Here is a 26,192-nt window from a genome sequence, read left to right on the forward strand (position 1 = left end):
AAAGCGCCGGTTGTTGAAGAAGGCAAAGTCGTTGGCGATGTCGGTAAAACCATGCAGAATCTTTTTACCGGCAATTACTTTGAATTCTTCAAAGGTGTGGGCGATCTGCCCGCGCAAGCCATTACCGGTACATTATGCGGTGTAGGGGGACTCCTGTCTCCCGGAGCGTGTCAAAAGGGCACGTCAACAAATGGTGGCGACGCCCAAGGCAAGGATTCCAAGGCGGATGGTGCTGGCGCGATCGCCAAGGGCGATAAGGCGAACGTCGACGGCGCCGGGAGTGTGGGCATTGGGGCTGATGTAGACGTGCATGGAGCCAAAGATGTGGGCATTGGCAGTGGCGCTCAAGTGGGTAAACAGGACCCGGCGACCAAGGCGTGGACAAATGCCGATAACGCCGTCGCAGTCGGATCCAATGCCAAGGCGCAAGACAACGATACCACTGCGGTGGGTGCAAATGCTGTCGCCGCTGGCAAAGGAGCTTCGGCATTTGGATCTGGTGTCGATGTACATGGCGCTGACGGCGTCGGCATCGGTGACAAGGCCCAGGTGGGAACATATGACGAAAAGCAGCAAAAGTGGGTCGATGCACCGAAAGGGGTAGCAATCGGATCTGATGCCAAAGCGTATAGCGACCATTCCACAGCCATTGGCCCGGATGCGGAAGCGAAAGGCGCATGGTCAATGGCGGATGGTCCGGGTGCCAAGGCGAATGGTGATCACTCTGCAGCCGTCGGTCCGAAAGCCGAGGCGACGGGCGAGGGGGCTATGGCCAGTGGATGGCAGGCCCATGCGCACGGTGCCGGTTCGAACGCCATTGGTGAAAATGCTGAAACAGGCACGCCGGACAAGGATGGTATGTGGAAAGACGCAGCCGGCGCGATAGCACTCGGACGGAGAGCCAAAGCGTACGACGAGAATTCCATGGCCATGGGCACAGATGCCAAGGCAATTGGCGAGGGCGCAAAGGCCAGCGGGACATTAGCGCAAGCAGACGGTAAGCATTCCAATGCAGACGGCGCCAACGCCCACGCAAAAGGTGAGGATTCGAGTGCCCGTGGGACAGGAGCTCAGGCGGATGGTTTGCGCGCCATTGCCGACGGCACCAATGCGCATGCGAAGGGCGAGGATTCCAGTGCTCGCGGAACCGGAGCCCAGGCCGATGACCAGCGCTCTATTGCCGATGGGACTGGCGCCCATGCAAAAGGCATCGATGCGAGCGCCCGTGGAACATCGGCGCAGGCGGACGGTACGGGAGCAAATGCAGACGGCGCTGGTGCCAAGGCGAAAGGTGAGCATGCCTTGGCGGTTGGTCCGAATGCTGATGTAACCGGTGACAAGGCAGCGGGTGTTGGGCCCGATGTAAAGGTGGTTGGTCAAAATTCCTTTGGTGCCGGTTCAGGTGCCCAGGTCGGTACATATGACGAAACCAAGAAGGAGTGGACAGCTGCCAACAATGCCGTGGCAATTGGACCCGATGCCAAAGCGCATAGCGATCACTCTACGGCTGTAGGTCCGGAAGCCGATGCGACGGGCGAGGGGGCTATAGCGAGTGGATGGAAAGCGAGTGCCAGTGGCAAGAATGCCAACGCCAATGGCACCGACGCCGATGCGTCGGGTGATGGAGCAATGGCACAGGGATCGAAGGCACATGCGCACGGTGCTGGCTCGAATGCTATCGGTGAAAATGCCGAAACGGGCACGGTGGACGAGGATGGCGATTGGACCGACGCAGCAGGCGCAACAGCTCTCGGACTAAGAGCCAAAGCGCATGACGAGAATTCCATGGCCTTGGGTACAGATGCCGATGCAACGGGGGAGGATTCCAGTGCTCGCGGAACGGGAGCTCAGGCGGATGGTCAGCGAGCAATTGCCGATGGCACCAAAGCTCATGCAAAGGGCATCGATGCGAGTGCCCGTGGCACCTCAGCGCAGGCTGATGGTCTGCGTGCCATAGCCGATGGCACCAATGCCCATGCCAAGGGTGAGGATTCCAGTGCTCGTGGAACTGGAACTCAAGCCGATGATCAGCGCTCGATTGCTGACGGTACTGGTGCTCATGCAAAGGGCATCGATGCGAGCGCCCGTGGCACCTCAGCGCAGGCTGATGGTCTGCGTGCCATAGCCGATGGCACCAATGCGCGTGTCAAGGGCGAAGATTCCAGCGCTCGTGGAACTGGAGCGCAGGCGGATGGTCAGCGAGCAATTGCCGATGGCACCAAAGCTTATGCAAAAGGCATCGATGCGAGTGCCCGTGGCACCTCAGCGCAGGCTGATGGTCTGCGTGCTATAGCCGATGGCACCAATGCGCATGCAAGGGCGAGGATTCCAGTGCTCGCGGAACCGGAGCTCAGGCTGATGACCAGCGCTCAATTGCTGACGGTACTGGTGCTCATGCAAAGGGCATCGATGCGAGTGCCCGTGGCACGTCCGCTCAAGCGGATGGTTTGCGAGCCAATGCGGATGGCACCAATGCCCATGCCAAGGGTGAGGATTCCAGCGCTCGTGGAACTGGAGCTCAAGCCGATGATCAGCGCTCGATTGCCGATGGCACTAAAGCTCACGCAAAAGGCATCGATGCGAGTGCCCGTGGCACGTCCGCTCAAGCGGATGGTCTGCGTGCCATAGCTGATGGTACCAATGCTCATGCCAAGGGTGAGGATTCCAGTGCTCGTGGAACGGAAGCTATTGCAGACGGTTCGATGACCTATGCCGCCGGACCCTATGCCAACGCGGTCGGCTCGCATGCAACAGCCATGGGACCGCAGGCATCAGCATCGGGTAACGCGGCAATGGCTTCGGGCGCCAACTCCGTAGCCAGGGGCACCAATGCCACCGCAATTGGCGCAAATGCCCGTGCAACTGCGGCAAATTCCGTTGCCTTGGGTGCCAATTCGGTAGCCACCGAGCCGGACACTGTTTCGTTCGGTAGTCCGGGCAATGAACGCCGCCTGAGCAATATTGCGCCGGGTGTACTGCCGAATGATGCGGTGAATATGCGCCAGTTCGAGCAGGGTGTATGGGAAGCCAAGCGTGAAGCACATCGGGGTACAGCAACGGCTGTTGCGATGTTGAATGCCAATCCCGTCCTCGAACATGGCAAGAAGTTTGCTCTCTCGCTCGGGTTTGGCTCCTATGGTTCGCAGCAGGCACTCGCCGGTGGTGCAGCCATACGGTTTACTGACAACTTCACCGGTAGCCTAAACTTTGGCACGTCCCTGTCGGGTGGCAGCACAGCGATTGGAACAGGCATCAGCTACCAGTGGTAACGCAGTTAACGTTGGGGGCTTCGGCCCCCGGCGGTCCACCAATTGATCCCAAATAAGAGTGTTTGTTTTGTATACTGTCTTTCATATGCTGCGCACCTATTTACTATCTCCGGTACGTGTCAGCGCCATTATTTTTGCGGTTGCCGTTCTCTCATATGGTGCCGTCACCTGGGCTCAGGCTCAGACAGCCAATCGCGCGCCGAAAGAAAAACCGCAGATCGAAGAAACACGGCCGGCGGACATTGATCGCAGCGGAATTCTGATCCTCATCCGCAGCACGTTGATAGCTTTGGATCAGGCGAACAAAACCGGCAATTATACGGTTTTCCGTGATCTCGCCGCGTCGGATTTCCGGGTTAACGACGCGTCCAAACTTGCAGAAATCTTTGCCAAGCAACGTTCGGATGAAATTGATCTGGGCGGCACCCTGGTTCTCGAGCCGCAGCCGACGATCATGCCGCAGACAGACAAAAATGGATTGCTGCATTTGAAGGGCTTTTTCCCGTCCGTGCCACGCAGGTCAATTTTGACCTGTTCTATGCACCTGAACAGCAACGTTGGAAGATAGTCTCTATCCTGATTAATTTCACCAAAGGCGGGACGCCCGTTGCTCCTCTTCTGGAAACAAAGGCAAAGCCTGTCACCCCGTCCAAGCCGGTTGTTCCTCCAACATCATCCATTGATGGCCATTAAGTCACTCCCTCTGCTATATTTTTACTGAGTCTGGCGTGAACTGTCTTGACAATAAACAGTAAAATCTTCGAATATCTTTGAAGATTGGGGAATATAGTGGGGAAAAATGGGGGACGATTCGAAATTTAGTCCAATTATAATCTGTGGTTGTAAAAGAAGCGGTACGACTGCGCTTGTTCGAATACTGAATGAAAATGGTATTACTATTTCTAATGAATGGGCTTTGTTTGCCTGGAGTGCATGGAAGCACGAATATTCATTGGCGGACTGGCTGCATAACAAGCATGTGGAAGTTGCAACCAATTCATGGCTTCAGCACTGGAACCACCGGATTGAATTGTCTGGTGGCCAGGCTGAACGCGGCTATCCGGAAGCGCTGCATTCCATTTATGGCAATAAGCCACGCTGGACATGGGGCGATAAGTGGCCGGACTATGTGTACCACGTGAAAGAGATCAAGGAGCATTTTCCCAACGCCAAGATCATCTACATCTATCGCGATGGGCGGGATGTGGTTGCGAGCATGTTGCGCAAGGGCATGGCGGACAATCTGGGTCACGGCTTTGAGCAATGGGTCAATGCCATTGAGGCGTGGAAATCCTGGGAAAAGGATGTCGAGCATCTCGCCATCAAGCAGGAAGACCTGTTGCAGTACCCTGCGGAAGTGGCCGCTTTTGTTGCGCGTTATTGCGGTATCCGGCTGGAAAGTGCCAAGCATGCCCGCTACGTTCTCTTGGGGTCCGATGAAGTGTCGAGTGATGATTACGTATCTGAAAACCGGTTTGCCCATACGCGCTCTTACGGCTCGCTGTTTTCCGATGATGATGTTCCGCCAAATGCCCGTGAGCTGCTGACATCGCTTGGATATCACTGATCAAAGATAGGTTTCGCCGCTGACGGTCATGAGGCTGCGATTGCCAAAATCCAGCGGCGGAACATCCTGATTGCATGTCACCAGCAAGCCGTTCAGCCATGGGCTTTCGGACGGCGAGTGGCCCGCTGGTCCTGCACTGTTGAGTTTGATCGATGCAATAAGCCGCGCATCATTTGCGGTGCTGGCCCGCACCCAGCAGGTTTCTCGCACTTTAGATCTCTGCCATATCGAATGTTCTGCAAAATCCTCGGAGGGATCCAGCCTGAAGAATGTACCGGTCATTTCTCTAAGTTCCCCTATGCTCAGACAGATACGTTCAGGGCAGGACTAAAGTTCAATCACAAACGATTAAAATTCGTCGCGAAACAAATCGATTGGCAGGCAATTCATTTTGCATTCGGGCCGCGCTTTCCGGATATGGTTCAACATGAACGTTTCAACATCGTGCAAAATTCATAAGAACGAAGCTGTGAAGTCGGGCAAATGGGAGCTGGAGTGCAGATCGTAAAACACATCCGCTGGGCGGTGATCGCGAGTCTTGTGTTGTGCTGGACCAGTTATGGCGCGCTGGCACGGCCGTCCATTGGCAAAATACCCGGTTCGCCCGCAAGTACACATGAAATGCCGAAAGCCGATGAGAACAAGAACGTGCCGAGCGTTCCACCTGTGGCAGCCCGCGCGGAAGAGGTCTTTGCCCGCGACGGGACAGATGTGATCGAGGTTCAGGCGTCGATCAATGGCGTGGAAGGCACGTTCATCATCGATACCGGTGCGAGCTATATTTCCGTCAAACAATCCTTTGCCGATCGCGCGCAGCTGAAGATTATCGACGGTCTGCCGATCACACTGACAACGGCGAATGGCGTCATCGATGCTTATCTGGTTCAGGTGGATGAAGTGCGCCTGCGATCGCTGAAAGGTCAAAATATTCAGGTTGCCATTCAGGGGAATGGTGATGATGGTTTTGACGAACTCATTGATGGCGTCATCGGTATGAATTTTCTGTCGAACTTTGATATTACCATGGATGAAAAGTCGCTGCGACTTACATCAAGACCAGCGGAATAGAGGGATGAGGATTCAAATCTGTAGTGTCACTTTTTAACGGCAGCCGCGTGGAAAGTACGTGTGCCTCCTGAGCCGTGGCTGCTTCGAATTCGTAACCTGCGGCGTGCTGCAAAATTGGCTGTCAGCGTAGATAGTGGATATGGGGACGAGTGTGATGTGACGACACTTCCACACGCGCCTCCACCGAAAATACCGTCCGAAGAAGATCTTGAGTGAGTACGTCTTCCGGCACGCCGGAGGCGACGATCGTGCCGTGATGCATGACGATCAACCGGTCGCAGAACATCGCGGCATGGTTGAGGTCATGCAGTGCGATGATGCTGGTCACTGGCAGGCCGGAAACCAATCGCATCAAGCTGATCTGGTGCTGGATATCCAGGTGGTTGGTGGGTTCGTCCAGGATCAGTTCGCTCGGCGACTGCGCCAGTGCACGGGCGATGTGGGTGCGCTGTTTCTCGCCGCCCGAAAGCGATTGCCAGCCTTCGTTGCGCTTGCCGGTCATGCCGGCCCGCTCGAGTGCTTCGTCAACGGCCTGATCATCGGCCGGTGTCCAGCCGGAAAACATTGATCTATGCGGGAAGCGGCCAAGCTTGACAATGTCAACGACCTTGAGGTTCGCGTTGGTCGTTGCATGTTGTTCGACAAAGGCGACGCGCTGCGCGAGCGCGCGGCGTCCGATGGTTCTGATGTCTTTGTTGTCGAGGGTGATCTGACCGGCATGCGGCCGCTTCAGCCCAGCCAGAAGCCGCAGCAGGGACGTTTTCCCCGAGCCGTTCGGGCCTAGCAGGCCAAGCATTTCACCCGGCTGCGCTTCGAAAGAGACCCCGTTCAGGATAGTCTTCCTGCCAATCTTCCAGGCGAGGTTATCGGCTTTGATGCTCATGATGCACGCTGAAACCGGTAGAGAATGATGGAGAAGAATGGTACGCCGACGAGAGCCGTGACGACGCCGATTGGCAGGACCTGCTGTGGGATCAGCGCGCGCGATGCAATATCGGCGAGAACCATGAAGATCGCTCCAATAACGGCGCAGGCTGGAAGTAGCCGGATATGGAGCGGTCCGACAATGAATCGCGCTGCATGCGGTACCACGAGACCAACGAAACCGATCGAGCCGACCATGCTGACGATGGTTGCCGTCATTATTGCTGTTAAAGCAAAAAGCACGATGCGGACTTGGCCGACATTGACGCCCAGAGATGACGCTGCCTCGTCGCCGAAGGCGAAAGCATCCAATACCCTGGCATGAAGCAGGCAGACGACAAGCCCTAAGCCGACGATCACTGAAACCAGTATGAATTCCGGCCAACGCACACCACCGAAGCTGCCGAGCAGCCAGAACATCACATCACGCGCCTGCTGCGCATTGCCTGATGTTGTTACGATGTAGGAGGTGGTGGCATTGAATAGTTGTGATGCTGCAACACCGGCAAGAATGGTGCGGTCGGCACCGCCGCGGGTGCCGTTGGACAGCAGCGCCACGAAGAAGAAGGCTGCAAATGCGCCCGCAAAAGCCCCTGCCGACAACGAGACGGCACCTGCGCCAATACCAAGGATGACAATGGTGACCGCCCCGGTGGATGCACCGGCGGAGATTCCGAGGACATAGGGCTCGGCCAGCGGGTTGCGCAGCAGCGATTGCATGATGGCGCCCGAGAGAGCGAGTCCCGCGCCGCAAAATGCAGCCACAAGCGCGCGGCTGAGACGATAGTCCCAGATTACGGTCTCGTGGATGCGGTTGATTTCGACGGCTGTCCATCCCAGCTTGTTGGTGACGGCGGCGAAAGTTGTTGCGAGAGAGATGGGCAGGTCGCCGATCCCGACGCTGACAGCGACGACGAGGGCGATCGCCGCAAAAGAAGTCAGCAGCAGGGCCGCGAAAGCGGCAGCCTGCTGGATTGTACGTTTCGTCGCGGTCACTTGATCAGACCAAGGGCCTTTAGCTGTGCAGCCACCTGTTCCGCACCATAGATCGTCCGGACGGTTGGGTTCATCGCCTGACCGTCCATTACCGCGATTGCCTTGTTCTTGACTGCCGGGATCTGACTGACGGCCGGATCGGTGGTCAGGAACTTGACCTTGGCCTCTGGCTTGTCAAGGTCCCAGCGGTTGCGGTCGAGACTGGCAACGACGATAACGTCCGGGTTGGCAGCAATAATGCCTTCCCATCCCAGTGTCGGCCATTCGGCGTCGGACTTGATGGCGTTCTGACCGCCGAGCACATCGGCAATAAAGCTGGAAGCGCCCTTCCCTCCGCCCAGATAGGCGTCAGCAGACGGGCTTGGGCTAGAAAACCAGAAGACATAAGAAAGTTTCTTGCCATCCTTTGAAACACCGGAGCGGAGTGCGGATTCGCGTGCCTTGAGATCGGCGATCAGCGCCTGGCCACGATCGGCAACGTCGAAAATCTGCGAGAGTTCGTCAATTTCCTTGTAAAGGAGATTCATGTTCCATAGCTGATCCCTGCTGCCGTATTGGTCCTTGACCTTGTCAGTGCTGAGGCAGGTGCTGGGTGAAAGATAGGATGGGATGCCAACCTTCTCGAAATCCACGCGCTTGGCAACCTTGCTGGATGGTCCCATGAGACTCGGGAGGGCGGCGGCAACGAAGTCGGGGTTTTGGCCGAGGATCGCTTCGAATGTTGGGAATTCGACGGTCAACAGTTTGACCTTGGCGTTGGCCTCGGCGAGCTGAGGCAATACCTTGCTCGGCCAAAAAGCGGTTCCAGCCATCTTGTTCTCAAGGCCGAGCAGCAGCAGGATTTCCGCGCTGTTCTGGCCGAGCCCGATCGCCCTTTCTGGTGCTTTTTGAAAGGTTATCTGCGCTCCGCAATTCTCGATCGTCAGCGGGTATACCGTCGAAGCAGCCGATGCAGCGTTTGCAGCAAAGCCAAGCACAGCTGAAAAGCTGCAGACAGCAAGAAATGATTTCAACATGGTCAAGGGAGATGTCCTGATCGTTCTGAAGGCCTTGGGGAAATGTGGAGCCGATATAGCCGCCCTCGAGGTGAAATAACAAGACTAATTTTATCATATTTTTACCTAGATAAGACCGACACGAAAATGACATTGCATGCGACTAATGCATTCTAGGCCCAGTCTGTGTGCGTAACGCTGATGATGAGCGCCAAGCTCAATGATATCGACCGTAGCCCTGGCTGGCCGCCGTCCTCGCCAACATTGCGGATACGAGGATCAGCAGGTTGGAGCAACTGCTTCCTTGGAACTGGATACCAAAATCGCTGAATGCTCAGGCGGCATGAGCTGCGGACTTCACCGGATGTTTACGCTAAAACCGTCTCAGGGCGAAATGTCTCCAGTGTATACCCAAAAGATAGCAGTCAACGTAGTAACGTGGATCACTCGTTAGTCGCTCGATCACGCCCTAAGGCCTATCACGACAACGAAGCCAAAGATCATCAGCACCGATGCGATGAAAAACGGTAGTCCCGGAGCATTCAGACCAATTTGCGGATCAACCCCAATTGCAAAAAGCTTGGCGAAACTCCACGGCCCCAAGAAACCGGCCAGACCCAAGAGACAGGAATTCGCACCTTGAAGGCGGCCCTGCTCGTCAACCTCCACCTCTTTTGTCATCAAAGCGTAAATCGACGGTTGTGCCAGGCTCCACATTTCCATCACGGGAATTCCGATAAGGAACATGATACCCACACTGGCAGAACCATAAATCCAGAATCCTGCCACGCCCATCAAGAAACCAATCATTGCCAGAGTCTTTTCCGAAACCTTCTTGGACAAAGGGCGCATCACTCCACCTTGAATGAGGATGTATACAATGCCGACACCGGCGAGGGCCAAGCCGATTTGCGGTCCTTCCCAGTTATAGCGGTAGGTCATGTAGAGTACGGCACAAGCCGGCAAGACCTGCTGTGCCGTTTGCAATATGAAACTCAAGACTCCGAGACGCGATAATTGACTGCTGCGGCGGAGCAATTTCAGCGAAACGAGAGGGTTCGCCGAGCGTAGTGAAAACGGGACCCGCAGGTGGGAAGGAAGGGATTCAGGCAGGACAAAAAAACCGTAGAAGAAATTTGCGAGACCCAGCGCCGCAGCCACCAAGAAGGGAAGGCGCAGATCAATGTGCCCTAGAAAACCACCAAGGACTGGTCCTAAAACAAAGCCGAGACCAAACGCCGTACTCAGCACGGCATATGCACTAGCGCGACGATCTTGAGGCGTAGTGTCTGCAATGTAAGCATAAGCTGTCGATACAGTCGCAGAACATACGCCCGACAAAACTCTTCCGATAAAAAGTACCCATAAGGCAGGAGCGAAAGCCATAATCAAATGGTCCATCGCGAGAGCCAGATTGGACGCGAGAACAACCGGCCTTCTACCGAAGTGATCCGACAACGCACCAATCACCGGCGAGGCGACAAATTGCATCAAGGCCCAAACAGAAATAAGGATCCCCAGCACGTCTGCTGCGGAGGTGAAGTTGTCGCCGAGAAACCCTAGAATGAGTTGCGGCAGGACTGGAACGATGATTCCCATGGAGATAACGTCCAGAAGGACCGTTACGAATATGAAAATCAGTGCCGGTTGCCGAATAGGCGTAGCCACAAAATTGGTCACTGATCGACCGGCCGTATCATTGCATTCTACCTGACACTGCACGCAGTAGATCGTGTTCAATTTCCTTCTTGAGCGTCGACAGTGCGTCTCTATCGTGGGCCTGCAAACTCAGAAAATCGTTGGATCTGCCTTTAACAATTTCATTGAAATCGTTCCACAGGGATTCAACGGCAGGATCCTTGAATCTCCACGAGTACTCGCCCTCTATCATCTCGCCTAGGAGACCTTGCGTGTTCAAGCTAGAGGCAATGGGCGTTCCTGGTAAAACCTGAAGCCTCGATAGGAAATCCTCCTCGGCATAGGTTGCAAAATTACCTGCGAAGAATTCAATATTCTTTTGCACTTCGCCCACAGTTGTTGTCGGTGAGAATATGATCATTCCGGGGATCGCCTCAATGTCCAGTCGCGACAGCACGCTTAGGGTGTCCCCGTAAATCTCCATCTTCACATCTTTCCGATAATCCATCAGCATCCCGTTCGCTGCTGCTTCAAAGCCAATGTACACGCGATATAGGCCGACCTCTTTCAGAATTGAGAAAAGCTCTTCGTCAACCGCGTCAGCCCGGCAATCGAACATGAATCTGAGGTCGCGCATGTTTCGATCTTTGATCATTGCAGCCAGTTCGGATGCACGCCTCCTTGCCATTTTGTTGGGAAGGAAATGTTCGTCGGAGAACGTGAATAAACGTTCTCCGTTGTCATAGTGATGATGGATTTCTTCGACTATGCTATGGGCGGACCTATAGTTCCACGGGCGTTCGATTGAGTCTTGCGAATAAACGTGAGGCACGCAAAATGAACAGCGGAACGGACATCCCCGCGAACTCGATATGCCTACCGCTTTGTAACCAAATTCCTGAGCAAAGTGTAAGTATTTGCGATCTGGCCAGGCAAGATCGTCGAGTGGTGCAACATTGGCTTTTGTCGGTCCCTTTGCTGCGGGTTTTTGGTTTCGATCGTCGTCGCGCCAAAGAATCGAGCTTCCGCGACGAGGCTGCCCCTCTTGCTCGGATAGCAGGCTCAAAATGGCGGCTTCACCATCTCCTACGCACACTGGCCTGCCCCCTTGAAAGTGGTCCTTTATGAAGTATGGCTTTTGAGCCGATAAAGGATATTGAGAATGCCAAGCAAACGACACAAGCCCGAAGAGATTGTCATGAAACTGCGTCAGGTAGATGTTCTAAGTTCGCAGGGGGAAGTCGATGGCAGAAGCCATTCGATCGATAGGTGTGACGGAAGTAACATATTACCGGTGGCGGGCCGAATACGGCGGCTTGAAGGGTGATCAGGTCAAGCGGCTGAAAGAACTGGAAGCGGAGAATGCGCGTCTTCGGCGGGCTGTTTCGGATCTGACGCTGGACAAGATGATCCTTGCTGAGGCCGCAAAGGGAAACTTTTAAGCCCCGCACGCCGCCGTGCCTGTGTGGAGCATGTGGTTGAGGAATTTGACGTGTCCGAACGACGGGCATGCCGGGTTCTTGGCCAGCATCGATCCACACAGCGCAAGCTCTTGAAAACACCGGACGATGAAGCGGCACTGACCGCCGACATCATTGCACTTGCTCTCCAATATGGCCGCTACGGATATCGCCGCATCACAGCGATGCTGCATCGTGCGGGTTGGGTGGTGAATGTGAAACGGGTTGAGCGGATATGGCGGCGTGAGGGGCTCAAAGTTCCACACAGACAACCCAAGCGCACACGTTTATGGCTGAATGAGAGTTCGTGCATCCGGCTTCGACCGGAATACCCCAACCATGTCTGGTCCTATGACTTTGTTGAGGCTCGCACGCACAATGGAAGGAAAATCCGTATGCTCAATGTGATCGACGAATTCACACGGGAATGTATTGCCATCAGGGTGGACAGAAAGTTGAAGGCGACGGATGTCATCGACGTTCTGTCTGATCTGTTTATCCTGCGCGGCATTCCTGGTCACATCCGGTCCGACAATGGCCCTGAATTCATCGCCAAGGCCTTGAGAGAGTGGATTGCTGCCGTCGGTGCCAAAACCGCCTACATCATGCCGGGTAGTCCATGGGAGAACGGCTATTGTGAGAGTTTCAATTCAAAGCTTCGGGATGAACTGCTCAACGGAGAAATCTTCTACACACTTAAGGAGGCACAAATCGTCATCGAGAATTGGCGACGGCATTACAATACTATCCGACCACACTCATCGTTGGGTTACAGATCACCTGCTCCCGTGGCTATTGTCTGGCCGTCTCAAAATGGGCCAGCCTCAACGCCAGTGATGGCAATCAGACCAAGTCTGCACTAACATTAAACCCGGATCGCCTCATGGGGGCAGGCCAGCCGCTTTTCTGAGGGGGCCTTCAGCTTGAGAATGCCATCTCGATCGGGTTGAAATCGGGTGAATATGGTGGGAGGAAAAGCAGGATCGCACCTGCCTTCTCGATGGCCTCGCGGCCGCCTGTGATCTTGTGGGCTGGTTTTCAGCGGACAAACATGGGTCCTATCCGTGTTTGTTTATCCGCTTTCAATATCCACGATGATAATGTCACCGGGTGCGAGCATCGGCGCGAGAACCTGTTCGGCATAGGCGAGAAAAACCACTACATTCATCGGCCCGTCGAGCAGCATGGGCAGTCCACCCATTCAATCGAAGCCCAGCGGTGAAGGTCGTCGTCTTCCAATGTCCGTGAGGTACTGATGCGCGGCAACGTTCACCGCGTTTGGCCCGTCCACGTAGCCGCGCCATCTTGGTTGATGCCGCGGTTTCATCGATAAAGATCAGCTTTGCCGGGTCGAGATCAAGTTGGCCGTCAAACCAAGCACGGCGACGGGCCTTAACATCAGGGCGTTGCTGCTCGCTCGCATGCGCTGTCTTTTTTTGAATGTGACGTCACGTTTGGCGAGAAACACCCAGACCGTTGAGGGCGCGATCCGGACCCTGTGCTCCCTTGTCATCCGCTCGGCAATCTCAGTCAACGTGATATCTGGCGTCTCGTCGATCAGGCCCAGGATAAAGCTTTCATGCGGATCCAGTCTTGAGCGCGATGGCTGACCCCGCTTGCGGGCTGCGGTCTCACCAGTTTGAAGAAAACGCCGATACCAGTTTCCTGCCGTTGAAATTCCGATACGAAACTGACGCGCTGCGTGTCGTGTAGACAGACCTTCTGTAATCGCTGCAATCACCGGGCCGCGAATATCTGGACTCAAACTGCACGTCATCCTCATCTCCCTGCAAATCACATACGGAAAATGAATCAGAAAAACCGCATCAGCGGGATCCCAAAACTGACTCGGAATTCAATGAATATGCTCTAGTCGTTTGGTCGGGTTTCTGCCTGATAATCTTTGTCCCCGTCAGTGCAGCGCTGCTAACGGGCTGGGTGTGTTGGAATTATTTTGGGACACAAGAGAAATATGTCAAATCTACAAGATATTTGATTTCAAATGATAAGTTCCGTTAAAAATGAATGGCGGAGAGAGCGGGATTCGAACCCGCGTTACGCTTTTGACGTAAACACACTTTCCAGGCGTGCGCCTTCAACCACTCGGCCACCTCTCCGCATAACGTCCGGCATGGGGCCGGTCGGGTTGATCATTCTTAGCCGGAAAACCCGGCTCAGGAGCACCGTCAACCATCGGTCACTCAATCTTTAGGAGTTGTGCCGAGTCACTTGAAGATGGTTAGCCAACAGCTACCCCGGCGGCGCGCACTATAGTCAGAACAGGCACTTGATCAATACCTATTTCAACATAATCGCGCTTTGCTGCAATTTCATTGCTTTCTCACTGAAATTGCTGGGAATTTTCAGGGAAACTTCACCTTCCCGCCGTAAAATACCGGCAATTCTGCATTCAATCACTGCGTGTTCCGCGCTAGAATGCAATGAAAGGGCCGCAAGCTTTGTGCCGCCCCGCGACTTTGGAGAGTAACGTGATCCGAGCTGTTTTGCGGCTTCTTGCCTATATTGCCCTTGCGATGGCCATCATTGCTGCCGTGCTTGATGCCGCCCGCTCGGTCGGTGCATCCCACATCATCACCACATCCCTGCAGGAGAGCTGGCAATCCCTTTCCGCCCCGTCGCTTGCACTTGTCGAGGCCTACTTCAAAGCCCATATCTATCCCATCCTATGGGACCCGCTGATGCTCTGGATTCTTGCAGCGCCCACATTTGCTGTTTTTGCCGTTCTGGCCTTCCTGCTTTATGCATTGGGGTTCCGGCGCGAGAACCGGGCGGGACGTTTTGCAGCCCGCTGAAGTGCAGGTTCCGGCTCTTTCACTGGAGGTGGCCCGTGTTCATCATCGATATGTTCAACAAGAAGACAAAGTTGCCTGCCGCCGCCGATGCGTTGCCGGGACGCGCTGAGCCGCTTGCCACGGCTGAAACCCACTTCGTCAGTGGACGTCCGCTGAAAGGTCCGTGGCCGGACAATCTGGAGCTGGCCATGTTTGGCATGGGCTGTTTCTGGGGTGTCGAGCGGCTGTTCTGGAACGTGCCCGGGGTTTACGTGACAACCGTTGGATATGCCGGCGGCATCACGCCCAACCCCACCTATCAGGAAACGTGCACCGGCCTGACCGGCCACAACGAAGTGGTGCTGATTGCCTTTGATCCGGCAATTCTCTCTTACGGCGAATTGCTGATGCTGTTCTGGGAGGAGCATGATCCCACGCAAGGCATGCGCCAGGGCAACGATATCGGCACGACGTACCGTTCCGGTATCTATACATTTTCACCCGAGCAACAGGCCGCTGCCGAAGCCAGCCGCGATGCCTACCAGCAGGCGCTGGCTGCGGGCGGGCGCGGCAGGATCACCACGGAGATCCTTGAAGCGCCGGAGTTCTTCTACGCCGAGGATTACCATCAGCAATATCTGGCCAAGAATCCGGGCGGCTATTGCAGCATGCGCGGTACGGGTGTGTCTTGCCCCATTCCGCAGACGAGACTTATATAACACGCTGATTAGACAGGTGTTTTCTGTGATATTTGACCGGGAGGCAAAATTCCGCGTGAATTTTGCCCGGAGCCGTGCAAGATTGTTTTCGGGGCGGCCGGATTATTGGGGGCCGCAACGAAATGGGGAACCAGCAGAAGGCTGGTCCTGCTTAACAAAATCCAGAGGGTTGGTGTCACATGAAGCGTATTGTTCTTGGTCTGCTGGCTGCTACAGCCATGTCCGTATCGGCCTTTGCCGCGGACAATAAACCTGCCTTGATCTTCGATCTCGGCGGCAAATTCGACAAATCTTTCAATGAAGCAGCGTTCCACGGCGCACAGAAATACACAACAGATTCCGGCGTAAAGTTCCGTGAATTCGAAATCCAGAACGAAGCCCAGCGTGAACAGGCCCTGCGCAAGTTTGCGACCGATGGCAATTCACCTATCGTCATCGCCGGTTTCTCCGCTGCTGCCGCGATTGAAAAAGTGTCGACGGAATTCCCCGACACCAAGTTCGTCATCATCGATGCCGTTGTCGACAAGCCGAATGTGCGTTCGGTCGTCTTCAACGACAATGAAGGTTCCTACCTCGTTGGCGTGATTGCAGCCAAGTCGTCGAAGACAGGTACGGTCAGCTTCGTCGGCGGCATGGACGTTCCGCTGATCCGCAACTTTGCCTGCGGTTATGTCGGCGGCGTCAAGGCCACCAATGCCGATGCCAAGGTTATCCAGAACATGACTGGTGATACGCCTGCTGCCTGGAACGATCCGGCCAAGGGTGGCGAAATTGCCAAGTCACAGATCGATCAGGGTTCGGACGTTATCTTCGCTGCTGCGGGCGGCACCGGTATCGGTGTTCTGCAGGCTGCGGCCGATGCGGGCAAGCTCAGCATTGGTGTTGACTCCAATCAGAACGGGCTGCATCCGGGCAAGGTACTGACCTCGATGCTCAAGCGCGTCGATGTTGCCACCTACAATGCGTTCAAGGACGCGGCGGATGGCAAGTTCACCGCTGGCGTCAATGTTCTCGGCGTTAAGGAAGGCGGCGTGGATTATGCTGCTGACGAAAACAACGCCAAGCTGCTGACCGATGATGTCAAGAAGGCTGTTGAAGCTGCCAAGGCGGATATCATTTCCGGCAAGATCAAGGTTCACAACTACAACACGGACAATGCCTGCCCCTACAAGGGCTGATTTAGCATCCGTTCTGCAAGCCGCCGGTTACAAGACCGGCGGCTTTGTTTTAGACTTTTGGTCAACTTGTATTCCCGCTGGAAAATGAGAGTATGCCGCACCTGCAACGATGGAGTTTGCAGAGGAGGTATCTCATGTCAGCGGTCGCTGTGTTCTTCACAATTCTCGGTGTCCTTTTGCTGGGTGCGATGAGCCCCGGCCCGAGCTTTGTTCTCGTCTCCCGCATTGCCATCACCTCGCCGCGTCTGCATGGGCTGGCGGCCGCCCTTGGCATGGGCATTGGCGGCACGATTTTCGCCTGTCTTGCAGTGCTCGGCCTGACAGCTCTGCTGATGCAGGTTGAGTGGCTGTATCTTCTGCTGAAACTGGCAGGCGGCGCCTATCTCATCTATGTCGGCATCAGCATCTGGCGCGGTGCGGCCGAACCGCTGACGCTTGCCAAAACAGGCGCGCATATGTCGCTGACGCGCTCATTCTCCTTCGCCCTGGTAACGCAGCTTAGCAATCCGAAAACGGCCATTGTCTATGGCAGTCTGTTCGCTGCTTTGTTGCCAGCCAATCCGCCGCTCTGGCTGCTTCTCGCCTTACCGCCGATGGTGTTTATCATCGAGGCGGGCTGGTATTCCTTCGTCGCCACCATGTTTTCAACACCGCGTGCCCGCGCAACCTATGCGGGGTTCAAGGCGTGGATTGATCGCGGTGCGGGGGCTGTCATGGGCGCGCTGGGTGCGAAATTGATGTTCGAAGCCGTCAAGTCTCACAGGATCTGATCAAAGAGTACGGTTGAGGATCGTCATTCCGGCATTTTCCCCGGAGAGTTCTTCGCGATCCAGCCAGCCTGCTTCGTGATAATAGCTGGGTTTGTCCGTGTAGAGATAAAGTGCCTTGTGCCCTTGATCGCGGGCGGCTTCTTCAGCCGCTGCGATCAGCTGCCTGCCAATGCCCTTGCTGCGGAAGGGCGGGGCGACATAAAGACTTGCGAGCCACGGAGCCAGATGGGTGTGGCTTTCGAGATCGTTGTCGATCAGAAGCACAAGCCCTGATGGAATGCCCGCATGCAGGGCCACGAAAGCCTTTTGCTGGCTCTCCGGGTCGAGAAACGCCATGAAGTCATCGACCGTTTGCTGCATTGTCCGCCCGGCTTCCTGTCCCCATTCGTGAAAATTCCAGCGGGCACAGACCGGGACCAGTTCGGGGCGTTTTTCCAGCGGTTCAACAGTGATCATCAACCTGCCATTCTACCAATGCGGTGGTTTGGTGACCGGAATATCCGGAGTTGTGTGCTCTTCCAGGACAAGGAAACGGTCGGTCAGGGCGTCGAGTTTGCGGCGCATGCCTTCAATGATTTTCCATTGCTCGGCAATCTGGGCGGAGAGTTCCTCGATGGTTTTTTCCTGTTCGGTTACAAGAATTTCGAGGCTGGTAACCCGGTCCGTCTCTGCTGTCATTGTCCCACTCCGTCACCACGCCGTTCTGTAGATCGCCAAGGCATCGGCCTCGGTTACGTCGCGTGGATTGTTCACCAGAAGCCGTCCCTGCTTCATCGCATCCGCCGCCATCGCACCGAGATCACTCTCGCCAATGCCGACATCGCGCAACCGCGTCTTTAAGCCCAATTGTGTCGAGAGGTTGGCCAAGCGGTTAATAAATTCATGGCAGATCGCCTGAGAACCGCCCGTCACATCCATATTTGCGAAGGCGTGCGGTGCCAGCGCCGCATAGTGTATCGCAGCTCCATTGGCCGGGTCAGCGGCGTTGAAACGCAGCACATGCGGCAGTACCAAAGCATTGGAAAGACCATGCGGCACATGGAATGTACCGCCAATCGGATAGGCGAGGGCATGTACGGCAGCGACGGGTGAATTGGCAAAGGCCTGCCCGGCCAGCATCGAACCGAGCAGCATGGCTGAACGCGCCGCCCGGTCCGTACCATTGAAAACCGCCGTCTCGATATTGGCGCCGATGAGACGCAGCGCTTCCACCGCCAGCGTCCGGGACAGGGGATTGTTGTTGGCATTCTTCGATGCATAGGCTTCGATGGCGTGCACCATAGCGTCAATGCCGGTGGCCGCCGTCACATGCGGCGGCAGTCCAAGCGTCAGATCCGGGTCGAGCAGCGCCACATCCGGCAGGATCAGCGGCGAGGATACGCCGCGCTTTTCGCTTCCCGCGACCGTGATGATTGAAACCGGCGTAACCTCCGAACCCGTGCCGGCTGTCGTCGGTATCAGTGCCAGTTTCAGCCGTGGTCCCTTGGCATTGCCGACGCCCCAGGCCTCTTCAAGATTTTCATGCGAGCCAGCAAGCAGCGCCACCAGCTTGGCTACATCCAGCGACGAGCCGCCGCCAAAGCCGATGACATGGTTGACGCTGCTGTCTTTTGCCACCTCAACGGCGTGCATCAACGTTTTCAGGGACGGATCGGCTTCCACGCCGCTGAACAGCGTGATATCCGCCCCCGCGCCTTGCAGGCTGGCAAGGGCAGGCTTGGCCAGACCGAGCGCTAGAATGGTGGCGTCGGTGACCACAAGCACCCGGTCCTTGGCCTGAATGCGCAGATGCATGGCAAGGTCAGCGCTGGCGCCCGCTGCAAAAACGATGCGCGGTGTGGTGTGAAAGGCAAAGGGAGCAATCAGTTCTGACATGTCCAAGAGATTGCCAGAGCACGGGCTGGTTTGTCGAGGGCAGCAATTGCTCGCGAAAGGTGTAATTTCTTGACTAAAAAGTAAAAAATTCGGTGAAAGAGCGATGGAGAGCCTAACAGAACTGGTTCCATTTGATTTTTCTTTGCTCTAGGGTCAAAAGTTCGGAACGATAAAAAGCTGATCAACAGCGGATGGGGACATGGCAGAACCGGCGATTGAACTTGTTGGGATTGATAAGCGTTTTGGTGCTGTTCATGCCAATCGCGATATCCATTTACGTGTCGAAAAGGGCACCATTCACGGCATTATCGGGGAAAATGGCGCGGGCAAATCCACGCTCATGTCTATTCTCTACGGTTTTTACCAGGCCGATAACGGCGAAATCCATATCAATGGTTCGCAAGCAAAGATCACTGATCCCAATGCCGCCATCGCGCTTGGCATTGGCATGGTGCATCAGCATTTCATGCTGGTCGAAAATTTCACCGTGCTCGAAAATGTCATGCTTGGCGTCGAGGGTGCACCGCTCCTGAAGCGGGGCATTGCCAAGGCGCGCGCTGAGCTGAAGCGGCTGGAGCAGGAATATGAGCTCGATGTCGATCCAGATGCGCTGATCGAGGAACTGCCGGTCGGTTTGCAACAGCGTGTGGAAATCCTGAAGGCACTGTACCGTGGCGCGGAAATTCTTGTGCTGGACGAACCCACCGGCGTGCTGACACCGCCCGAAGCCGACCACCTTTTTCGTATTCTGGAGCAGTTGAAGGCGCAGGGCAAAACCATCGTCCTCATCACCCATAAACTGCGCGAAATCATGGCCGTCACTGACAATGTTTCGGTGATGCGGCAGGGTTCGATGGTGGCGACGCGCAAGACCAGTGAGACAACAGTCGAAGAACTGGCCGAGTTGATGGTTGGTCGCCGGGTGCTTCTGCGCGTGCAGAAGGGTGAAGCCAATCCGGGCGAGGTCAAGCTGTCGGTGGAAAATCTCACCGTGCGCGACAGCCGCGGTGTCGTGATGGTCGACAATGCATCGTTCACCGTGCGGGCTGGCGAGATCGTCGGCATTGCCGGAGTTGCGGGCAACGGCCAGTCGCAGCTCATCGAGACAGTGGCTGGTATCCGCACGGCAGTGTCGGGCCGTGTGCTTCTGGACGGGCAGGTCATCGACATCACCGGCGCCGCCGATCCGGGTGAATTGCGTGATCGCGGTCTCGCCCATGTGCCGGAAGACCGGCATCATATGGGGCTGGTTCTGGCCTTCGAGGAATATGAGAATTCCATCCTCGGTTATCACGACGATCCGCTTTATCTCAACGGACCGTTTCTGGATATCGACGCCATCAAGGCGGATGCCCGCAAGAAGATCGAGAAATACGATATTCGCCCAAGTGACCCGCGCCTGAAGACCGCCAATTTCTCCGGCGGCAATCAGCAGAAGATCGTGCTGGCACGTGAAATCGAGCGCGACCCCGGCGTGCTGATCATCGGTCAGCCAACCCGCGGTGTTGACGTCGGCGCAATCGAATTTATCCACAAGCGCATCATCGAGATGCGTGATGCGGGCAAGGCTGTCCTGCTTGTTTCCGTCGAGCTCGATGAAATCCGCTCTCTGTCTGACCGTATTCTGGTGATGTTTGCCGGGCGTATCGTTGGCGAGCGGGATGCTGAGGCTAGTGAAGGCGAACTGGGTCTCCTGATGGCCGGTGTTGAAAATCAGGAGGCGGCTGAATGACCACCCAGGCACTTCTAGTCATCGATGTGCAGAACGCCATTGATGATCCCAAATGGGGCCGCCGGGGCCAGCCGGAAACCGAAACGCATATTGCCCGCCTGCTCGGCGCGTGGCGTGAGCGCCGGTTGCCGGTCATCCATATCAAACATGATTCCACCGATCCGCAATCGCCGTACCGGCCGGGCACCAAAGGCAACGAGTTCAAGCCTGAAGTTGCACCGCAGGTTGGTGAACCCGTCGTCGACAAGCGCACCAATAATGCCTTCATCGGCACGGATCTGATGGATGTTCTGGATGAGTTGCAGGTGCATAGCCTTGTTGTAACAGGCGTTCTTCTGGAAAATTCGGTGGATGCCACCGTGCGCATGGCGGCCAATCTCGGTTTTGAAGTCATTGTTCCCGAAGATGCTGTCGCCAGCATCGACCGCAAGGATCATCGCGGCAAGCAATGGACCGCCGAAGACGTTCATGCGCTGGCCCTGTCCGTTCTTGATGGCGAATACGCCAAAATTTCCACGTCTGACGCTATTATCGAGGCCCTGCCATGAGCCAGCCCTTTGCCAAACTGCCCGCATGGGCTGACTATGGCCTGTTGCCGCTGATCAATCTTATCGTTGCATTTTTCGTTGCCGGCCTCGTTGTCCTGCTGGTGGGTGAAAGCCCGCTCGATGCGGCCGTTCTGATGGTCAAGGGTGCCTTCGGCTCCGGCGATGGTGTCGGCTATACGCTGTATTATGCGACGAATTTCATTTTCACCGGCCTTTGCGTCGCGGTGGCTTTTCATTGCGGCCTGTTCAATATCGGCGGTGAGGGGCAGGCCTATATCGGCGGTCTCGGCGTCGCACTGGTCGGGCTCGGTTTGGGCGGCGTCCTGCCCTGGTGGATCAACTTTCCCTTGGCCATCATTGCTTCGGCTGTCGTCGGTGGTCTTTGGGCCCTGATCCCGGCATGGCTGCAGGCCAAGCGTGGCTCGCACGTAGTTATCACCACCATCATGTTCAATTTCATTGCCGCCAGCATTATGGTCTATCTGCTGGTCGGCTATCTGAAAGCTGGAGGCACTCAAGCGCCGGAAACCCGCGTCTTCGGCGAAGGCGGGCAATTGCCCGGCCTTGGCTGGCTGCTGGGACTTGTGGGGCTCAACATGCGCTCCGCTCCGCTCAATGTCAGTTTCCTGCTGGCTCTGGTTTCGGCTTTTCTCGTCTGGGTGCTGATCTGGCGCACCAAGCTCGGTTATGAAATCCGCACCATGGGCTACAGCCCCAAGGCAGCACGCTATGCCGGTATCAAGGAAGTGCGGATCATCGTCATCACCATGATGATTTCAGGTGCGCTCGCCGGTATGATGGCGCTCAACCCGATCATGGGTGCGCAGCACCGCGTCCAGCTCGATTTCGTTGCGGGTGCTGGCTTTGTCGGCATTGCCGTGGCGCTGATGGGCCGCTCGCATCCTGCAGGCATTGTTCTGGCTGCGATCCTTTTCGGCATGCTCTATCAGGGCGGCGCAGAAATCGCCTTCGACATGCCGAATATTTCGCGAGACATGATCGTCATCATTCAGGGTCTGGTGATCCTGTTTGCCGGAGCGCTGGAGCATATGTTCCGGCCGACCCTGCTGCGCATTCTGCAGCGGCTTGCCCGGGTAAAACACCAGCCTACACCCGCCGTTGCTACCGAGGGAGGTCAATAATGGATACTGCCACAGCCATCCTGCAGGTGCTGGATTCCACCATCCGCCTTTCGGTTCCCCTCTTGCTGGCCTGTCTCGCCGGACTTTATTCCGAACGTGCAGGTATTTTCGATATCGGTCTGGAGGGTAAAATGCTGGCGGGCGCCTTTGCTGCCGGTGCGGCCGCCGCCTATTCCGGTTCGGCCTATATTGGCTTGCTCGCGGCTGTCGTGATTTCCGTGGCGCTCGGATTGGTGCATGGGTTTGCCTCGATCACCCATCGCGGCAACCAGATCGTCTCGGGCGTTGCAATCAATTTCATCGCCGCCGGTACAACGGTTATCCTCGGTCAAGCATGGTTCCAGCAGGGCGGACGTACGCCGTCTCTGCCCAACGACGCCCGCTTCAATCCGATCAATCTGCCTGGCGTAGAGACCCTGAGCGGTGTTCCCATTATCGGTCCGATCTACTCTGAACTGATTTCGGGCCACTCCATTCTGGTCTATCTCGCGTTTCTGCTGGTGCCGTTCACATGGTGGGTGCTTTACCGCACGCGCTTTGGCCTGCGTCTGCGCGCGGTCGGTGAAAATCCGGCTGCTGTCGATACGGCAGGCATTTCGGTACCGTGGCTGCGTTATCGCGCCGTCATCTGCTGCGGTGTGCTGTGCGGCGTTGCCGGTGCCTACCTTGCCACGGCGCAAGGCGCAGGCTTTGTCAAGGACATGACCGCCGGCAAGGGTTATATCGCTCTGGCTGCACTGATCTTCGCCAAATGGCGTCCGGTTCAGGCCATGTTCGCCTGCCTGCTGTTCGGCTTCCTCGATGCTTTTGCCATCCGCAATCAGGGACATCCTTTGCCGCTGATTGGCGAAGTGCCGGTCCAGTTGATGCAGGCCTTGCCCTACATCCTCACCATCGTGCTGCTGGCCGGTTTCATCGGCAAGGCAATCCCACCCAAGGCGGGTGGCGTGGCCTATGTGAAAGAACGTTAAAGAGAATGAGTAAAGACCTGTTCGACGCGGCGTTTGCAGCCATGCAGAAATCGCATTCGCCCTATTCGCAGTTCCCGGTGGGCGCTGCCGTGCGTACCCGTGATGGCCGGATCTATTCCGGCTGCAACATCGAAGTCGTGTCCTATCCGGAAGGCTGGTGCGCCGAAACCACCACCCTGTCACACTTCGTCATGGGCGGGGGTGGCACGATCACCGAAATTGCCGTCGTTGCGGAAAAGAAAGCCAAGTGCACGCCCTGCGGCGGCTGCCGCCAGCGTCTGGCCGAATTTGCCGGACCGGACACGCTGCTGCATCTCTGTGACAATGACGGCATCGTCCAGACGCTGACGATGAAAGAAATATTCCCCTACGGCTTTGAAGCAGAGGTTTTGGGAAAGGGTGCTGCATGATCGCGCCCGCCACCGGAGCTCTTATCCATAAATTGCAAGGTCTGGCGCCGCGCGTGGCGCTGGTGCTGGGGTCTGGCCTCGGCTCGCTGGTCGATGCGGTGGAAGATGCCATCCGCATTCCCTATGCCGATCTGCCTGGTTTTCCCCATAGCGGCGTTTCCGGCCATGCGGGCGAAGTGGTGGCAGGGTATCTCTCCGGCAAGCCGGTGCTGATGCTGGCGGGCCGTGCGCACTATTACGAGAAGGGCGATGCTTCGGTCATGCGCCCTGTTATGGCGGCGCTCGCCGATCTCGGCGTTGAAAAGCTGATCCTCACCAATGCGGCGGGTTCCGTGCGCCACGATCTGGCACCCGGCAGCGTCATGCTGATTGATGACCATATCAACTATTCCGGCCTCAATCCGCTGATTGGCGAGCCCTCAGACCAGCGCTTTGTCGGTATGACTGCGGCCTACGACAAAAAGCTCAAGGATGCTTTCATCATTGCAGCCAGCGAGGTCGGCGAAAAACTGCCTATGGGTGTCTATATGTGGTTTTCCGGTCCGTCTTTTGAGACACCGGCGGAAATTCGCATGGCGCGAACCTTGGGCGCCGATGCGGTGGGCATGTCCACGGTGCCGGAGGTTATTCTGGCGCGGTTCTTTGGTCTGCGCGTTGCCGCCTGTTCGGTGATTACCAATTACGGGGCAGGCATGACGGGAGCGGAGCTCTCGCATGAGGAAACCAAGGATGTTGCGCCGAAGGGTGGTGCACGCCTGCAGAAAATCATTCGTGCGCTGGTTCGGGAGATCGGCTGAATCATGTTGCTGCCACAGGAAATCATTCGCCGTAAACGCGACGGTCACGCGCTTGATGCTGCGGATATCACCGCCTTCGTCAATGCCATGAGTTCGGGCGCGATCACCGAAGGGCAGGTAGCGGCTTTCGCCATGGCCGTATTCTTCAACGGCATGAAGCGCGACGAGGCCGTGGCGCTGACGCGTGCCATGCGCGATTCCGGCGACATTCTCGATTGGTCTGATCTGCCGGGACCGGCTGTCGACAAGCATTCCACCGGCGGCGTTGGCGACAATGTCTCGCTGATGCTCGCGCCGATAGCGGCAGCCTGCGGTGCCTATGTGCCGATGATTTCCGGACGCGGTCTTGGCCATACGGGCGGTACGCTCGACAAGATGGATTCGATCCCCGGTTATCGCAGTCAGCCGGACAATGCTCTGTTTCGCAAGGTCGTGCACGAGGTCGGCTGTGCCATTATCGGCCAGACAGCCAATCTCGCGCCTGCCGACAAGCGGTTTTATTCCATTCGCGATGTCACGGCGACGGTGGAATCCATTCCGCTCATCACCGCATCAATCCTGTCGAAGAAACTTTCGGCAGGCCTCAACGCGCTGGTGCTCGATGTCAAATCCGGCAATGGCGCGTTCATGGCCCGCAGCCGGGATGCGGTGGCATTGGCGGAAAGCATCGTAGCGGTTGCCACGGGCGCAGGCCTCACCACAACCGCGCTTTTGACCGATATGAACGAGCCGCTGGCGCTTGCAGCGGGTAACGCTGTCGAAGTGCAGAATGCGGTGGATTTCCTCACCGGTGATCGTAGGGATACCCGCCTTGAGGCCGTCACGCTGGCGCTTGTCGCCGAAATGCTGGTTTCGGCGAAACTGGCGGATAGTCCCAAGATGGCCATGGACAGGGCAAAAGATGCTCTGAGTTCCGGCAAGGCCGCAGAGATTTTCGGCCGTATGGTCACCGGATTGGGCGGTCCGGCGGATTTCGTTGCACGGGCCAAACATTATCTGCCGGTCGCCCCGGTCACGCTGGAAGTAAAGGCACCGCATGCGGGCTATGTCTCATCGGTTGAAACCCGTGCCATCGGTGTTGCGGTTGTCACGCTTGGCGGCGGCCGTATCCGCCCGCAGGACCCGGTCGATCATGCGGTCGGAATCACCGCCCTGCAACCCATCGGCGCCCGCATGGAAATCGGCGACCCATTGGCGCTCGTCCATGCCCGCAGTGTGAGTGATGGCGAGGCAGCCGTTCGGGCAGTTCTTGGCGCCTTCGGTTTCTCCGAACGCAAACCGCGCGCGATCAATCCGGTGCTTCGGCGTATTGGCGCGTAAACAGGACAAATACCCCCTCTC

At 56.4% G+C, this 26,192-nt stretch carries 24 protein-coding genes, 1 tRNA gene and 5 pseudogenes; 19 read left to right on the forward strand and 11 right to left on the reverse strand.

Features of this window, described 5'->3' with window-relative positions:
* Positions 1–51: 51 nt before the first annotated feature.
* The 5 genes and pseudogenes from HB779_RS05650 to HB779_RS05665 form a co-directional block, all read left to right on the forward strand.
* Positions 52–1,797: pseudogene (locus HB779_RS05650) on the forward strand (hypothetical protein); the annotation flags it as partial.
* Positions 1,798–2,447: 650 nt separating this feature from the next.
* Positions 2,448–2,516: pseudogene (locus tag HB779_RS25695) on the forward strand (hypothetical protein); the annotation flags it as partial.
* Between the two features lie 186 nt (positions 2,517–2,702).
* Entirely contained in the window at positions 2,703–3,269 is a 567-nt protein-coding gene (locus HB779_RS05655) for a YadA family autotransporter adhesin (RefSeq protein ID WP_188344802.1), read from the forward strand.
* A 67-nt stretch (positions 3,270–3,336) separates the two neighbouring features.
* Positions 3,337–3,837 carry a hypothetical protein gene (locus HB779_RS05660; RefSeq protein WP_188344803.1) on the forward strand — a complete coding sequence of 167 codons (501 nt, stop codon included), beginning with the start codon at positions 3,337–3,339 and terminating at the stop codon, positions 3,835–3,837.
* A gap of 231 nt (positions 3,838–4,068) precedes the next feature.
* Positions 4,069–4,836 (forward strand): sulfotransferase, encoded by a 768-nt coding sequence (locus tag HB779_RS05665; protein WP_188344804.1) that lies wholly within the window; start codon positions 4,069–4,071, stop codon positions 4,834–4,836.
* Here HB779_RS05665 and HB779_RS05670 read toward each other — a convergent pair whose 3' ends face one another.
* Positions 4,837–5,046: a hypothetical protein gene (locus tag HB779_RS05670; protein ID WP_188344805.1), complete on the reverse strand. Its 210-nt coding sequence runs from the start codon at positions 5,044–5,046 to the stop codon at positions 4,837–4,839.
* A gap of 285 nt (positions 5,047–5,331) precedes the next feature.
* On the opposite strand from HB779_RS05670, the gene HB779_RS05675 reads away from it, so the two are divergent.
* Positions 5,332–5,904: a TIGR02281 family clan AA aspartic protease gene (locus tag HB779_RS05675; RefSeq protein WP_188344806.1), complete on the forward strand. Its 573-nt coding sequence runs from the start codon at positions 5,332–5,334 to the stop codon at positions 5,902–5,904.
* A gap of 121 nt (positions 5,905–6,025) precedes the next feature.
* On the opposite strand, the gene HB779_RS05680 is transcribed toward HB779_RS05675, so the two are convergent.
* Genes HB779_RS05680 through HB779_RS05690 form a run of 3 tightly spaced genes read right to left on the reverse strand, consistent with a single transcriptional unit; the run spans position 6,026 to position 8,846 of the window.
* Complete coding sequence (locus HB779_RS05680) at positions 6,026–6,787, reverse strand: ABC transporter ATP-binding protein (RefSeq protein WP_188344807.1); 762 nt, start codon at positions 6,785–6,787, stop codon at positions 6,026–6,028.
* Complete coding sequence (locus tag HB779_RS05685) at positions 6,784–7,824, reverse strand: iron ABC transporter permease (RefSeq protein WP_188344808.1); 1,041 nt, start codon at positions 7,822–7,824, stop codon at positions 6,784–6,786. The genes HB779_RS05680 and HB779_RS05685 overlap by 4 nt, the downstream gene beginning before the upstream one ends.
* Positions 7,821–8,846 (reverse strand): ABC transporter substrate-binding protein, encoded by a 1,026-nt coding sequence (locus tag HB779_RS05690; protein WP_188344809.1) that lies wholly within the window; start codon positions 8,844–8,846, stop codon positions 7,821–7,823. Before HB779_RS05690 ends, HB779_RS05685 begins: the two co-directional genes overlap by 4 nt.
* Positions 8,847–9,032: 186 nt before the next feature.
* On the opposite strand from HB779_RS05690, the pseudogene HB779_RS05695 reads away from it, so the two are divergent.
* A pseudogene (locus tag HB779_RS05695) lies at positions 9,033–9,166 on the forward strand (transposase domain-containing protein); the annotation flags it as partial.
* A 115-nt stretch (positions 9,167–9,281) separates the two neighbouring features.
* Here the strand turns inward: HB779_RS05695 and HB779_RS05700 are convergent.
* Both HB779_RS05700 and HB779_RS05705 read right to left on the reverse strand, forming a co-directional pair.
* The gene (locus HB779_RS05700) at positions 9,282–10,541 is read right to left on the reverse strand and encodes a TCR/Tet family MFS transporter (RefSeq protein WP_371823914.1); all 1,260 of its coding nucleotides are present in this window, start codon (positions 10,539–10,541) and stop codon (positions 9,282–9,284) included.
* Positions 10,516–11,523, reverse strand: coding sequence for a radical SAM protein (locus HB779_RS05705; protein ID WP_188344811.1), 1,008 nt, complete (start codon positions 11,521–11,523; stop codon positions 10,516–10,518). The genes HB779_RS05700 and HB779_RS05705 overlap by 26 nt, the downstream gene beginning before the upstream one ends.
* 96 nt (positions 11,524–11,619) lie before the next feature.
* Here HB779_RS05705 and HB779_RS05710 point away from each other — a divergent pair.
* Positions 11,620–12,780 (forward strand): annotated as a pseudogene (locus HB779_RS05710) (IS3 family transposase).
* A gap of 61 nt (positions 12,781–12,841) precedes the next feature.
* Here the strand turns inward: HB779_RS05710 and HB779_RS25700 are convergent.
* Both HB779_RS25700 and HB779_RS05725 read right to left on the reverse strand, forming a co-directional pair.
* Positions 12,842–13,694, reverse strand: a pseudogene (locus HB779_RS25700) (IS630 family transposase); the annotation flags it as partial.
* 249 nt (positions 13,695–13,943) lie between these two features.
* Positions 13,944–14,034: transfer RNA gene (locus HB779_RS05725), tRNA-Ser, on the reverse strand.
* Positions 14,035–14,406: 372 nt separating this feature from the next.
* On the opposite strand from HB779_RS05725, the gene HB779_RS05730 reads away from it, so the two are divergent.
* The 4 genes from HB779_RS05730 (at position 14,407) to HB779_RS05745 (ending at position 17,376) form a co-directional block, all read left to right on the forward strand.
* The gene (locus HB779_RS05730; RefSeq protein WP_188344813.1) at positions 14,407–14,730 is read left to right on the forward strand and encodes a hypothetical protein; all 324 of its coding nucleotides are present in this window, start codon (positions 14,407–14,409) and stop codon (positions 14,728–14,730) included.
* 35 nt (positions 14,731–14,765) lie between these two features.
* The gene (msrA, locus tag HB779_RS05735) at positions 14,766–15,428 is read left to right on the forward strand and encodes a peptide-methionine (S)-S-oxide reductase MsrA (protein ID WP_188344814.1); all 663 of its coding nucleotides are present in this window, start codon (positions 14,766–14,768) and stop codon (positions 15,426–15,428) included.
* Between the two features lie 179 nt (positions 15,429–15,607).
* The gene (locus HB779_RS05740) at positions 15,608–16,606 is read left to right on the forward strand and encodes a BMP family protein (protein WP_188344815.1); all 999 of its coding nucleotides are present in this window, start codon (positions 15,608–15,610) and stop codon (positions 16,604–16,606) included.
* A 134-nt stretch (positions 16,607–16,740) separates the two neighbouring features.
* The gene (locus tag HB779_RS05745) at positions 16,741–17,376 is read left to right on the forward strand and encodes a LysE family translocator (RefSeq protein ID WP_188344816.1); all 636 of its coding nucleotides are present in this window, start codon (positions 16,741–16,743) and stop codon (positions 17,374–17,376) included.
* Here the strand turns inward: HB779_RS05745 and HB779_RS05750 are convergent, their stop codons facing one another.
* The 3 genes from HB779_RS05750 to HB779_RS05760 are packed head-to-tail and all read right to left on the reverse strand — an operon-like array spanning position 17,377 to position 19,239.
* Positions 17,377–17,832 (reverse strand): GNAT family N-acetyltransferase, encoded by a 456-nt coding sequence (locus tag HB779_RS05750; protein WP_188344817.1) that lies wholly within the window; start codon positions 17,830–17,832, stop codon positions 17,377–17,379. It lies immediately after the preceding gene.
* 12 nt (positions 17,833–17,844) lie between these two features.
* The gene (locus HB779_RS05755; protein WP_188344818.1) at positions 17,845–18,054 is read right to left on the reverse strand and encodes a SlyX family protein; all 210 of its coding nucleotides are present in this window, start codon (positions 18,052–18,054) and stop codon (positions 17,845–17,847) included.
* 12 nt (positions 18,055–18,066) lie between these two features.
* Positions 18,067–19,239, reverse strand: a complete 1,173-nt coding sequence (locus tag HB779_RS05760; protein WP_188345792.1) for an iron-containing alcohol dehydrogenase — start codon at positions 19,237–19,239, stop codon at positions 18,067–18,069.
* A 211-nt stretch (positions 19,240–19,450) separates the two neighbouring features.
* On the opposite strand from HB779_RS05760, the gene HB779_RS05765 reads away from it, so the two are divergent.
* From HB779_RS05765 to deoA, 7 genes are read left to right on the forward strand one after another with little or no spacing between them, the layout of a single operon-like run.
* Positions 19,451–20,983 (forward strand): ABC transporter ATP-binding protein, encoded by a 1,533-nt coding sequence (locus HB779_RS05765; protein WP_188344819.1) that lies wholly within the window; start codon positions 19,451–19,453, stop codon positions 20,981–20,983.
* Positions 20,980–21,531 (forward strand): cysteine hydrolase family protein, encoded by a 552-nt coding sequence (locus HB779_RS05770; RefSeq protein WP_188344820.1) that lies wholly within the window; start codon positions 20,980–20,982, stop codon positions 21,529–21,531. The genes HB779_RS05765 and HB779_RS05770 overlap by 4 nt, the downstream gene beginning before the upstream one ends.
* Entirely contained in the window at positions 21,528–22,673 is a 1,146-nt protein-coding gene (locus tag HB779_RS05775; protein WP_188344821.1) for an ABC transporter permease, read from the forward strand. Before HB779_RS05770 ends, HB779_RS05775 begins: the two co-directional genes overlap by 4 nt.
* A complete protein-coding gene (locus HB779_RS05780) occupies positions 22,673–23,644 on the forward strand; it encodes an ABC transporter permease (RefSeq protein ID WP_188344822.1) in 972 nt (323 codons plus the stop codon). Before HB779_RS05775 ends, HB779_RS05780 begins: the two co-directional genes overlap by 1 nt.
* Before the next feature lie 5 nt (positions 23,645–23,649).
* Positions 23,650–24,054: a cytidine deaminase gene (locus HB779_RS05785; RefSeq protein ID WP_188344823.1), complete on the forward strand. Its 405-nt coding sequence runs from the start codon at positions 23,650–23,652 to the stop codon at positions 24,052–24,054.
* Positions 24,051–24,851 carry a purine-nucleoside phosphorylase gene (locus HB779_RS05790; protein WP_188344824.1) on the forward strand — a complete coding sequence of 267 codons (801 nt, stop codon included), beginning with the start codon at positions 24,051–24,053 and terminating at the stop codon, positions 24,849–24,851. Before HB779_RS05785 ends, HB779_RS05790 begins: the two co-directional genes overlap by 4 nt.
* 6 nt (positions 24,852–24,857) lie before the next feature.
* Positions 24,858–26,171, forward strand: coding sequence for a thymidine phosphorylase (gene deoA, locus HB779_RS05795; protein WP_188345793.1), 1,314 nt, complete (start codon positions 24,858–24,860; stop codon positions 26,169–26,171).
* Positions 26,172–26,192 lie beyond the last annotated feature (21 nt).

The sequence above is a fragment of the Phyllobacterium sp. 628 genome (genome assembly GCF_014189505.1).
Taxonomy (GTDB): Bacteria; Pseudomonadota; Alphaproteobacteria; order Rhizobiales; family Rhizobiaceae; genus Phyllobacterium.